The following is a 12,116-nucleotide window of genomic DNA, read 5'->3' on the forward strand; positions in this document are numbered from 1 at the left end:
CACATACACCTAGCATTGAGCCGTCGCCGCCCGGTATGTCATTCCTGCTGAGGTGGCGGCTCTGTTGGCTCTTTTCTGTGATGCAAAGGTTTTGATTTTGCGCGCCCTTGGGGCGCGTTTTTTGTCCAGGCGAAAGAGGCGGCAAATCCGGAATCGACCTGTAGCGCGCCAGCGGCACGCGCGCTTGCGGTCAAGGTTCACCAACGGAAGGAACCTATGCAGAACGCAATGACCTACAGCCAGCGCAATCAGGAGGCGTGAAACATGGCTTACTTCGGCAAATTTCTCGTGAACAACGCGCCGCTGTCACCGCTCACCATTAATGGCATCGGCACATTCGACGCGTTTTCGGGTGATCAGCAATATCGCAATCGGGGCGGCTGCACGGCGGTGGTGGGCAAAGGGCCAATTCCCGCTGGTAAATACTGGATCGTCGCGCGTCCTGCTGGCGGTGTAGGCTCCACGGCTTTAGCGCGGATAAAAGATGCGTTTAATGCCTATGATGGGAGGCCAACCGATCACAACGAATGGTTCGCGCTATATCGTGACGATGGTGTGATTGATGACTGGACATGGGTCAATGGCGTCAAGCGTGGCCAGTTCCGGTTGCATCCGGCAGGTGGTCGGGGTGTTTCGCTTGGCTGCATTACCCTGCCGAGCCGTACGGATTTCCTGAGAATCCGCAACTCACTCCTGCGCACCATGACGATCTCTGCCGGCATGTCGGGGCTTCGCGCCTACGGAACAATCGAGGTCATCACATATGGCAACACTTGTCCGTAGGCTCTTCAAAATCGCGCTGTTTATCGGGTTGTTTCTTCTTTCATTTCGTTATGTCCGGATATCCCATCAGTGGACAGAAGGTGAAGCGCGAGCGTGGTGGGGGGCTTCGGATTGGCTCGGTGTCCGCGACCCCGAAGATTTGTATATCGTGGTGTGGGTGACGATTGAACTGATCGCGGCGGTGCTGGCGTATGTGGCGATCATGAAGCTATGGCGGTGGTATCGCAAGAAGTAGACGAAAGCCCCGGCGACGGGGCTTTTTTTAATCCCGCGCATTGATGAATTTCGAGGAATCTCGGTGACGAGAGGGGTTTCATGTACATATGAACCACCTTTCGAGGCGGCTAAGGCTATTTCGACCAACAAAAAAAGGTGCCCTCGGTGTCTTTGTCGCTTCTGCTCACCGCTTACCCTTCCTCACCACCATCCACCGCGGCGACTTGAACCGCACGATGCTCACATAAAGCCACACATAAGTCGCCGCGAACACCACAACGAAGCAGAACAGATGCAGCGTGTGCCGCCAGAACAGCGTCGCGGGCACGACCGCGATCAGGCACAGTAGCCACAAATAGGGCGACGTCAGCGAGTTGCGGCGCGTCAGTTCGCGCGCGGTGCGCGCGCCGACCGCCCAGCGCATCAGCCGCTTGTAGACCAGCATGTGCAGATGCACACCGTCCGGAATGCCCGGCGACATGCCGCGAATGAACTTCTTGCGGTAGATCGAGAAGCAGGTCTCGAAGATCGGGTACATGAAGAGCAGCACCGGATACCACGCGGATACGTCGCGATTGCGCATCACGAGCAGGATCGACAACTCGGCGAGCATGAAGCCGATGAAGTAAGCGCCGCCGTCGCCGAGAAAAATCAGTCCGGCCGGGAAGTTCCAGATGAAGAAGCCGAGCACCGCGCCCATCATCATGAACGACGCGGACAGCACGACCGGGTCATGCACCTGGAACGCCACATACGCGAGCGATGCGAACATCATGCACGCGACCATCGACGCGAGGCCGTTGAAGCCGTCGATGATATTGATCGCGTTGGCGAGCGCCGCGACCGCGAGTACCGTGACCACGAACGAGATCGCCGCATACGACAGCAGAAAGTCGAGCGGCGGCACGCTGATGCGCGTGACCGCGATGTCGAGAAAGAACCAGGCGAGCGCGGCGGCCGCCATCGTGCACACGAGGCGCGCGAGCGGCGACACGCGCTTGGTCAGATCCTCGGCGAGCCCCGAGCCGAACGCCGGCATGCCGCACGCCATCAGCCCCAGAATGCCGCCCGACACGGCCGGATACGCGCGATGCAATTGCGCCGCGGAGACGATCAACCCGACCAGAATCCCGGTCCCACCGATGCGCGGCACCGGACGCACGTGGAATTTCTGCACGCCGGCCAGATCGGTATCGGTCGAGAATTTTTCATGCAGATGCGCATAGCGCACGATCAACAGCGTGATCAGCAGGGAGACGAGAAAGCCGAGCGCAAAACTGAGCATGAAAGTGGGCCTGAGCGAAGACGCGGAATTATACAAACGAAACACGCGGCGGCCGGCGTGCGGCCGCCGCGCAAGGTTTTCAGGCGGGACAGCAAAAAATCCCAGATAGCGAGACCGAAGCCGCCCGCCGAGGCCCGCGAGCGCTCGCTCGTCATGGATTCCCCCTATGCGGCGCGCGCGCGCAATGACCGTAAACCTGGATGCGACGAAGTGTAAGTCGCGCGAAACACAGGCGTTCCGGAGATCCAATGCTAAATAACATCACAATTCGTGGCGGACTGACGCTCGTGATCAGCGTATTCGTCGCCTTCCTTCTGACGGTGATCGCTGTCGGTTACGGCGCGCTGAAGCTCGCCAACGGCAGCCTCGACGACACGCAGCGCAGCGCCGCTGCGCTGTCGCATCTGAAGGCGAGTTCGGAGAAGCTTTTGCAGGTGCAGCTCGCATTGGGCACCTATCAGACGCTGTTCAGCGTCGGCAAGCAGACCGACGATCTGCTGCCGGCCGCGCACAAGGTGCTGGTCGAATCGAACAACGACTTCCGCAACTACATGGCCAGCCCGTTCGCGAGCGACGCCGAGCGTAAGTTCGCGCAGAGCGTCGGGGATGCGCGCGCGGCGCTCGTCGACAAGGCGATCGAGCCGGAATTCAAGGCACTGACCGACTTCGACTTCAACACCTTCCGCAACATCCAGGGCGATACCGCGAACAGCCTGTACGCGTCGTACTCGAAAGCGATCGACGCGCTCGAAAGAGCGCAGATGGACAATCGGCATCAGCAGGCCGCGACCGGCGCGCGACGCTTCCAGCTCGCGACGGCGCTGTTCGGCGCGATTGCGGTGATCGCGCTCGCGATTGCCGTGGGCGCGCGCGTCGCGTTGTCGTCGGCGCTGATCAAGCCGGTCAACGCGACGGTCAAGCACTTCGAGCGCATCGCCGCTGGCGACCTGAGCGTCGCGATCAAGGTGAAATCGCGCAACGAGATGGGCCAGCTGCTCGGCGCGCTGACGCGGATGCGCGACGGCCTCGTCGAAACGGTCGGCAAGGTGCGCGGCAGCACGAGCGCGATCACGCAGGGCGCGAACGAAATCGCGTCGGGCAATGCCGATCTGTCGGCGCGCACCGAGCAGCAGGCGGCCGCGCTGCAGCAGACCGCGGCGAGCATGGAGCAGCTGTCGGCGACCGTGAAGCAGAACGCCGACAACGCCAAGCAGGCGAACCGTCTCGCGCACGGCGCACTCGATACGGTCACGCGCGGCGGCAAGGTGGTGTCGCGTGTGACGGAGACGATGGACGGCATCAGCGAGTCGTCGCGCAAGGTCACGGAGATCATCGGCATGATCGAGGGGATCGCGTTCCAGACCAACATTCTCGCGTTGAACGCGGCCGTCGAAGCGGCGCGCGCAGGCGAGCAGGGGCGCGGCTTCGCGGTGGTCGCCTCGGAAGTGCGTAGCCTCGCGCAGCGCTCCGGCGCGGCGGCCAAGGAGATCAAGGAGCTGATCGGCGAATCGGCGGCGAAGGTCGAGGAGGGCGCGTCGCTGGTGTCGGATGCGCAGAAGACGATTCAGGAAGCGATGAAAGCGGTCGAGCGCGTGACCGGCGTGATGAGCGAGATCGAGGCGTCGGCGCTCGAACAGAGCGATGGTATCGAACAGGTCAACAAGGCGGTGTCGCAGATCGACGAGGTCACGCAGCACAACGCGGCGCTCGTCGAGCAGGCGGCGGCCGCGGCGAAGTCGCTGGAGGAGCAGGCCAATGTTCTGAAGGAGGCCATTGCCGTGTTTCGGCTCGAAGAGTCGCGGGTGCCCGCTTAGCGCCTGGCCCGCAGAAATGGGAGCTGTCGATCGCATAGCGCGCCGATAGCTACCTTAGAATCCTGCTTTCCATCCTGACCTCCGCTTTGGCTGCCAGTTTCTTCCACTTTCTTCATCAAGTGGTTTGCCGGGAAATCGCGCCAGATCACAGCAAAGTGTTGGATAAAGCGAAAACAGGTGTTCGATGCTCAAGGGTTTGGCAGCATTTTTTATTTCGGCGCTGTGTGTCGGGATGTTCATTATCGTGTTCGGTCAGACCTTTGCGTCCGTTCCGCTACACGAAGTCGGAGACTTTGCGGCGAACTCGTTGCTGATCGCCGACGCGAAGCATCTGAAGCTGCTCGTCGGACATTACTCGCGCGTCGGGTTCAATCATCCTGGCCCCGCGTTTCTGTACGTGCTTGCCGCGGGCGAGATCGTATTTTCCGACCTGATGCACTGGGTCGCGTCACCGTTTTCCGGTCAGATCTATGCGGTTGCGCTGCTTTCCGGTTTCTGGATCGCGGCAATCGGGACGCTTTTGATCAGGATGCAGTGGGCGACCCGGAGCGGCACTGCGGCGGCCGTCGTCACGACGGCCTTATTCGTTGGTATCACCGCTTACATCAGCTACCAGGCCTTCGCGGGTCCCTGGTTCCCCCATCTTTACTACTTCGCTTTTGCGGCCTTCACGGTGTCCGTGGGCGCATTGATCATGGGCCGCGCAGACGGGCTTGTGCTGCTTGCCGTGAGCCTTGGATTTCTTCTGAATGGTCACGCCTCTTTTCTTGGAATGACTATCGTCATGCTGGCGTGCGCGCTGATAGCCAATAGCTGGCTTTCGCGCAGGTCGGGTTCCAGTGAAACCTGGGTGCTGAGCCGCCAATACCTCGCGGCCAATTTCCGAACCATCGCTGTTGCATTGGCGATTGTGGTGCTTTTCCTTATTCCTCTCGCGATCCAGACGATCCTTCATTTTCCTGGCCCCCTCGCTGAATATGCCGCTTTTGGGCGTGCCCACAAAGCCAACCGTTTCGTGGACGCCGTGCGCTTTGCCGGTCTTTTCTGGAGTAACGGAATCTTCGGCATTTTGCTGGGCGCGGTGGCTTGTGCGGTTCTCGTGACCAACGATCCCGCGCGGGACAATGAAGGCCGTGACATGCCTGAGCGGGCATTGTCGTTGGCACTGGCCAGTGCGACGGTCGCCTTTCTGTTTTATGCGGTTTTCGGAGTCGACGATCTTTCGCTGACCTATGTCGGGATCTTCTACTATGCCGTGCCTGCTCTGGCGCTCACGTTGCTGGCGAAGCGCGTTCTCGACAATGTGACGGTTGCGAGTCTGCCCATTGCCGTGATCGTTTGCGTGGCCGTTGGGGCGTTCACTGCGATCCGGATTCATCAGCCGCCTGAAAACGTTTCCCAATACAACGATCCGCAAATTCCCGCTGCTTACGCAGCTATCCGCAATCTCGACGCGGGGGGCGGCGTGCCTGTTTTCGACCTCGATGGCTCCGCGGATTGGGAACGGCTGTGGCCTGTTCTGGTGGGCATCGAAGCGTATGCCAAACGCCAGGGCAGCGTACCGTTTTGCATCGCGCAAAACTGGCAGCTCGTGTTCACTCGATCGGCGCGTTGCACGCCTGACAAAATTCGAAGCGCCCACCGGCGCTTTCTCGTGTCAGCAGTGCCGAAGGAGGGGTTGACAAGTGTGGTGAACGTTTCGGGATTATATTTTTATCCGCGCGAATCCGCGCAGTAAGCAGTAAGCAGTTCGCCGCGGAGCGCGACCCAGCGCACGCGCCAGCGGCGCGTGAGCGATCCAGGCTGTGATGCGGGCTGTGATGCCGGCCGTGATGCGGGCCGGCCGCCGGCCTCATCTGTCAGGCCGGCGCGACGGAGATCGCGCCGCGAACGTCAGGCAAACCCCTGCGGATTCATCGACTGCCAGCGCCAGTGGTCCGCGCACATGCGCTCGATGCCGAACTGCGCGCGCCAGCCGATGATCTTTTCGGCGGCGCTGGGGTCCGCGAAACACTGCGCGATGTCGCCCGGGCGGCGCGCGACGATTTCGTACGGCACCGGCCGTCCCGACGCCTGCTCGAACGAGCGCACCACGTCGAGCACGCTATAGCCCTGCCCCGTGCCGAGATTGACGACGAAGCTCGCATCGCGCTTGACGAGCCCATCGAGCGCGGCGAGGTGCCCGCGCGCGAGATCGACCACGTGGATGTAGTCGCGCACGCCGGTGCCGTCGGGCGTCTCGTAGTCGCCGCCGAACACGCGCAGGCGGTCGAGCTTGCCGACCGCAACCTGCGCGACGTACGGCATCAGGTTGTTCGGAATCCCGGCCGGATCTTCACCGATCAGGCCGCTCTCATGCGCGCCGACCGGATTGAAGTAGCGCAGCGTCGCGATGCGCCACGACGGGTCCGACACTTCGAGATCGCGCAGGACCTGCTCGGCGATCAGCTTCGATTGACCATACGGATTGGTCGCCGACAGCGGAAACGATTCGTCGATCGGCGAGCTTTTCGGCACGCCGTATACCGTTGCGGACGAGCTGAACACGAACTGCCTGACGTTGCGATCGCGCATCACGCCGAGCAGCGTCAGCAGGCTGCCGACGTTGTTCGCGTAGTACTCGATCGGCTTCGCGACCGATTCGCCGACCGCTTTCAGCGCGGCGAAGTGGATCGCGCCGGTGATCGGATGCGCGTCGAAAATCCGCTGCAGCGCGGCCGCGTCGCGCGCATCGTTGTCGTAGAAGCTCACCGAACGGCCGGCAATTTGTTCGACGCGCCGCAGCGATTCGCGCTTGCTGTTCACCAGGTTGTCGATCACCACGACGTCGTAGCCGCCGTTCAGCAGTTCGACGCAGGTGTGCGAGCCGATGAAACCCGCGCCGCCCGTTACCAGAATCGTGCCTTTCGTGGTCATGCTGTTACTCCGTTAAAGTAAAACGCCCGTGATTTTTTGCACCAGATCTTTATAGGTTTCGATGACCATGCGTTCGTCGAATTCGGTCGCGACCTTCTGCCGGCCGCGTTCCGCCATCGCGCGCCGCTCCGCGCCGCTCATGTCCAGCATGCGCGCGAGGCTCGCGGCGAGGCTCTGCGCACTGCGCACTTCACACAGCAAGCCGTTGACGCCGTCGGCCACCACTTCGCGGCAGCCGGGCACGTCGGTCGCGACGATCGGCCGGCCCATCGCCGACGCTTCCATCAGCGTGCGCGGCACGCCTTCACGATACGAGGGCAGCACGACGCAATCGGCATCGGCGATCAACGGCCGCACGTCGTGCGCCTCGCCCAGATACTCGATCACGCCTTCCTGTTCCCACGCGGCGACTTCATCGCGTGTGATCGCGCTCGGATTGTCGACGCCGACCGGCCCGAGCAGCTGGAAGCGCGCATGCGGATAGCGCGCACGCAACTGCCGCGCGGCCTCGACGTATTCGCCGACGCCTTTATCCCACAGCAAGCGCCCGATCAGCAAGAAGCGAAACTGCGCGCGCTCGCGCAGCGGCGTGAACGGGAACTGCTCCAGATCGACGCCCTCGCCATGCAACAGCCGCGCGCGCTCAGGATGCGCGAGCAGCTTGCCGTCGATGAACGCGGCCTGGTCGTCGCGATTCAGGAACCACACTTCACGCGGAAAGCGGAACGCGAAACGATACAGCCTTTTGGCGATCTGCGCGGCGCGGCTGTGCTGGATGAACACATAGCCGAGCCCGGTGGTGACCGCCACCGATTGCACGCCAGCCAGCTTCGCCGCGATCGAGCCGTAGATGTTCGGCTTTATCGTGTAGTGAAACACGACATGCGGATGAATCGTCCTGTACTGCCGATAGAGCGCGACCAGCGTGCGCAGATCCTCGCCCGGACTCGTGCCCTTCGACGCAACCGGCAGTTCGATGCAACGGCAGCCCATCGCGGCGAGCAGCTCGAACGTGCGGTCGCGCGGCGCGAGCACCGTCACGTCGACGCCGCGTCCGATCAGTGTGCGGATCAGCCCTTGCCGGTACGTATAGATTGCCCAGGCCGTGTTGCAGACGAGTGTAATGCGCAGCGCGGGCGTCGACTTGAAAGAGGGCTTCATGCGGAAAGGGGCCGGGCGTTGAATGAAATGTGGACCAGCGATACGAATACAGCGGCAGCGCTCATACGCAGCGCGACTCAACGGCTCGCGCGCGGCGTGAGCAGTGCGCGCTTGACCCGCTGCAACGTGCGATAAGGCAGCATCAGATGCAGCAGATTCTTCGCGAGACCCAACCAGTCGTACGGATTGGCCACGTTGAAGTAGCGCAACTGCAAACGCAGCGTCGAGCCGATCTGCCGCCGCCGCTTCGTCGCGCTGATGCCGCCTTCGTTCAGCTCATAGAAAAGGCCGAGCTCCGGCAGATTCGCGCAGTCGTAGCGTTCCATCAGACGAACGAACAGATCGAGGTCCTCGGCTGAACGATACGCGGCGCGATAGTTGCCGACTGTGCGCACGGCATCGATACGCAGCATCATCGACGGATGCGCGAGGCACGAACGGAAAAAGCGCTGGCGCCGGATCGCGTTCGGCTCGGCCGGCGGCGTCAGCATGAATAGCGGTTCGCCCGCGCGCGTGACGACCTGGGTCCACATGCCCAGGCCCGCCACATTGGGATGCGCTTCCATGAAAGCGCGCTGCTTCGCGAGCCGTCGCGGCGCCGGGCGATCGCCGGCGTCGATGCGCGCCGCATAGCGAAAGCCGCGCTGCGCGAGCGCGTCGATGCCGGTTCGCAGCGCGCGCTCGATGCCGCCGTTCTGCGCCATGCGCAGCACTTCGATCTTCAGGTTCGGCAGCGTGGGCGCGACGATCGGCGGCGTGCTGCCGTCATCGACGATCAGTACGTGCACCAGCGCACTTTCTTCGAACGACGCAAGCGTAGAATCGACGTCCGACTGGCCGTTGTACGCGGGCATCAGCACCGCGACGTCGTCGAGCGTGGTTTGCGCGGTGGCGGATGAATTCGTCATGGGCGCAATTTGAGACGGATGTAATAAAGATTGACGGAGGCGGCCGCCAGATAGCCGGCCGCGAGGCCGACGAGCGCGCCGTAAGCACCGAGTCGAGGAATCGCCAGCAGATTGACCGCGAACGCGATGGCGAGCGCAAGCAGCCACTTCGCGAGCAACACGAACCTGGCCTGATACTTGAGCACGACCAGATTGCCGATCGCCTCGATACCGGCGGGCACCGAGAGCCAGACGGCCACGCGGAAGATGTCGATCGCGCCTTCGAAGTCCGGGCCGAACACGCGGCGGATGATGAAACCCGCGAGCAGATCGAGCATGAGCGCGCCGCCCACCATCAGCACGGCGGTCAGCGCGGTGAGCCGCCACATATTGCGGCGCAGTTGCGCGATGCCCTGCACGCGATAGACGAAAGCGGGCGCGATGGTTTGCGCCAGCATCAGCGCGAGCGTGATCCAGTTTTCGTTGAGTTGCTGGGCGGCCGAGTAGCGTCCGAGGTCGGCGAACGAAATCGCGCGCTCCAGCATCAGCCGGTCCAGTTTCAGAAAAAGATACATACAGATGAGCCCGAGCCAGAACACGGTGCCAGCGCTCGCGAAGTGCCTGAACAGCGAACGTTCGACATGCCAGCCGAGCTTGCCGCCATGCCGGCGCATGAAGTAGAGCAACAGCACCGCGCCGATCGCCGCCGATTCGAGCGCCCACAGCCAGCCGAAGCGCGCGGGCGCGGCCATCGCGCGCACCAGCAGATAGACGAGGCCGGCCTTGATCACCGCGGTGCTCATGCTGGTCAGCAACTGCGGCTTGCTGTAGGTCATGCTTTGCAGCCACGCGTTGATCACGCCGACGAACGGCTCGCGAAACAGCATCGTCACCGCGAGGCCCGCGAGCATCGCACCGACGAGCGGGTCGAACCAATGCAGCGCAATGCCGAGCCATGTCAGCATCAGCGCAACGGCCGACACCGAAAAGCGCAACGCGAACGCGCTGCCGAGTACGGTGCCGAGTTGTTCGGGCGACCGGTTGACGATGGTCGGTACGAGGATTTCGGCGCCGCAGACCCACGTGATCGGCGACAGCACCAGCAGCAGCGTGTTCGCGTACTGCCATTTGCCGAACGTATCGGGCCCGAAGTAACGGGCGAGCATGCCGCTGATCACGATCGCGACGCCGATCTGCGTGAGCCGCTCGAGACCCAGCCAGACGATGTTCGCAAATGCGCGGGTGACGTCGGGATTGGCGAAGCGCTTGAGCGTCAGCATCCGTTGGCCGCTCGCCGCCGTGCGTCGGTCGAGCCGCCTTTTGCGGCCGTGCCTGCGGCGCTATGCGGGTTCGCCCGCCCGGCCGGCAGCCACGGCAACTTTGCAAAAGGAGGGCGTCTAAGCATTAGAATGGCGGTATTCAGGCTGGTCAGAAGAACGCAATTATAAGTTGGAACCGGACCGCTTCCGGCAAGGGTGCATCGAGGCGGTAACACGCATTTTTAACGCGAGTATGACTTCGGCTTTTTAACGCGAGTTTTTACCGCGATTTTTTTACGGCGATTGTTCCCGGCGATTGTTACCGGTTGCCGTCGGTGCGCAGGTCAAAATTTTCCATTGCACGCAAGTGAGCCAACATGATCTCCAAATCCATTTTCAAGGCCTATGACATTCGTGGCGTCATTGGCAAGACGCTCGACGCCGACGCCGCGCGTTCCATCGGTCGCGCGTTCGGCAGCGAAGTGCGCGCGCAGGGCGGCGACGCGGTCGTGGTCGCGCGCGACGGGCGCCTGTCGGGTCCCGAGTTGATCGGGGCGCTGTCCGACGGTCTGCGTGCGGCCGGCGTCGATGTCGTCAACGTGGGCATGGTGCCCACGCCGGTCGGCTACTTCGCGGCAAGCGTACCGTTGACGCTCGCGGGCGGCGAGCGTCGCGTCGACTCGTGCATCGTCGTGACCGGCAGCCATAATCCGCCGGACTACAACGGCTTCAAGATGGTGCTGCGCGGCGCGGCCATTTACGGCGAGCAGATCCTCGCGCTGCATCAGCGCATCGTCGACGAGAACTTCGCCGACGGCAGCGGCAGCTACGCCGAGTACGACATCGCCGACGCGTATCTCGAGCGCATCGTGAGCGACGTGAAGCTCGCGCGTCCGATCAAGATCGTCGTCGATACCGGCAACGGCGTGGCCGGTGGGCTCGCGCCGAAGCTGTTCAGCAAGCTCGGCTGCGAACTCGTCGAACTGTTCACCGAAGTCGACGGCAACTTCCCGAATCACCACCCGGACCCGGCCCACCCGGAGAACCTCGAAGATGTGATTCGCGCGCTGAAGGAAACGGGTGCGGAAGTCGGCTTCGCGTTCGACGGCGACGGCGACCGCCTCGGCGTCGTCACCAAAGACGGCCAGATCATCTACCCGGACCGTCAGCTGATGCTGTTCGCCGAAGAAGTGCTGTCGCGCAACAAGGGCGCGCAGATCATTTACGACGTGAAGTGCACGCGCAATCTCGCGAAGTGGGTCAAGGACAAGGGCGGCGAGCCGCTGATGTGGAAGACCGGCCACTCGCTCGTGAAGGCGAAGCTGCGCGAAACCGGCGCGCCGCTGGCTGGCGAAATGAGCGGCCACGTGTTCTTCAAGGACCGCTGGTATGGGTTCGACGACGGCCTGTACACGGGAGCGCGTCTGCTCGAGATCCTCACGCGTGTCGCCGACCCGAGCAAGCTGCTGAACTCGCTGCCGAACTCGCACTCCACGCCCGAGTTGCAGCTGAAGCTCGAGGAAGGCGAGAACTTCGAGCTGATCGCCCGTATGCAGCAGAACGCGAAGTTCACCGGCGCGGACAACGTCGTGAAGATCGACGGTCTGCGCGTCGAGTATCCGGACGGCTTCGGCCTCGCGCGTTCGTCGAACACGACGCCGGTCGTCGTGATGCGTTTCGAAGCCGACAACGACGCGGCGCTCAAACGCATCCAGGACGACTTCCGTCGCGTGATTCTCGCGGAGAAGGCCGATGCGAAACTGCCGTTCTGACGGCTGACGCGGCGGCGCGCTTC

General features: G+C 62.7%; 10 protein-coding genes. 5 read left to right on the plus strand and 5 right to left on the minus strand.

The annotated features are described in order from the left end of the window. The first annotated feature begins 264 nt into the window (after positions 1-264). Both OKW43_RS17200 and OKW43_RS17205 read left to right on the plus strand, forming a co-directional pair. The gene (locus tag OKW43_RS17200; protein WP_187637367.1) at positions 265-783 is read left to right on the plus strand and encodes a DUF2778 domain-containing protein; all 519 of its coding nucleotides are present in this window, start codon (positions 265-267) and stop codon (positions 781-783) included. After that, positions 764-1,018, plus strand: coding sequence for a hypothetical protein (locus tag OKW43_RS17205; protein ID WP_187637368.1), 255 nt, complete (start codon positions 764-766; stop codon positions 1,016-1,018). Before OKW43_RS17200 ends, OKW43_RS17205 begins: the two co-directional genes overlap by 20 nt. Before the next feature lie 165 nt (positions 1,019-1,183). On the opposite strand, the gene OKW43_RS17210 is transcribed toward OKW43_RS17205, so the two are convergent. Continuing rightward, complete coding sequence (locus OKW43_RS17210) at positions 1,184-2,284, minus strand: MraY family glycosyltransferase (protein ID WP_187637369.1); 1,101 nt, start codon at positions 2,282-2,284, stop codon at positions 1,184-1,186. Between the two features lie 248 nt (positions 2,285-2,532). Here OKW43_RS17210 and OKW43_RS17215 point away from each other — a divergent pair, with 248 nt between their 5' ends. Continuing rightward, positions 2,533-4,098, plus strand: coding sequence for a methyl-accepting chemotaxis protein (locus OKW43_RS17215; protein ID WP_187637370.1), 1,566 nt, complete (start codon positions 2,533-2,535; stop codon positions 4,096-4,098). A 184-nt stretch (positions 4,099-4,282) separates the two neighbouring features. Then, positions 4,283-5,836, plus strand: coding sequence for a DUF3488 domain-containing protein (locus OKW43_RS17220; RefSeq protein WP_187637371.1), 1,554 nt, complete (start codon positions 4,283-4,285; stop codon positions 5,834-5,836). A gap of 155 nt (positions 5,837-5,991) precedes the next feature. On the opposite strand, the gene galE is transcribed toward OKW43_RS17220, so the two are convergent. The 4 genes from galE to OKW43_RS17240 all read right to left on the minus strand — a co-directional run bounded on the left by galE (position 5,992) and on the right by OKW43_RS17240 (position 10,342). After that, positions 5,992-7,014 (minus strand): UDP-glucose 4-epimerase GalE, encoded by a 1,023-nt coding sequence (galE, locus tag OKW43_RS17225; RefSeq protein WP_187637372.1) that lies wholly within the window; start codon positions 7,012-7,014, stop codon positions 5,992-5,994. Positions 7,015-7,026: 12 nt separating this feature from the next. Beyond that, entirely contained in the window at positions 7,027-8,175 is a 1,149-nt protein-coding gene (locus OKW43_RS17230; protein ID WP_187637373.1) for a glycosyltransferase family 4 protein, read from the minus strand. 77 nt (positions 8,176-8,252) lie between these two features. Beyond that, positions 8,253-9,083 (minus strand): glycosyltransferase, encoded by an 831-nt coding sequence (locus OKW43_RS17235; protein ID WP_187637374.1) that lies wholly within the window; start codon positions 9,081-9,083, stop codon positions 8,253-8,255. Beyond that, complete coding sequence (locus OKW43_RS17240) at positions 9,080-10,342, minus strand: oligosaccharide flippase family protein (RefSeq protein ID WP_429448650.1); 1,263 nt, start codon at positions 10,340-10,342, stop codon at positions 9,080-9,082. The genes OKW43_RS17235 and OKW43_RS17240 overlap by 4 nt, the downstream gene beginning before the upstream one ends. 356 nt (positions 10,343-10,698) lie before the next feature. On the opposite strand from OKW43_RS17240, the gene OKW43_RS17245 reads away from it, so the two are divergent. Continuing rightward, positions 10,699-12,093, plus strand: a complete 1,395-nt coding sequence (locus OKW43_RS17245; RefSeq protein WP_429448652.1) for a phosphomannomutase/phosphoglucomutase — start codon at positions 10,699-10,701, stop codon at positions 12,091-12,093. Positions 12,094-12,116: the final 23 nt, after the last annotated feature.

The sequence above is a fragment of the Paraburkholderia sp. WC7.3g genome, assembly GCF_050436345.1.
In the GTDB taxonomy this organism is placed as follows: Bacteria; Pseudomonadota; Gammaproteobacteria; order Burkholderiales; family Burkholderiaceae; genus Paraburkholderia; species Paraburkholderia podalyriae.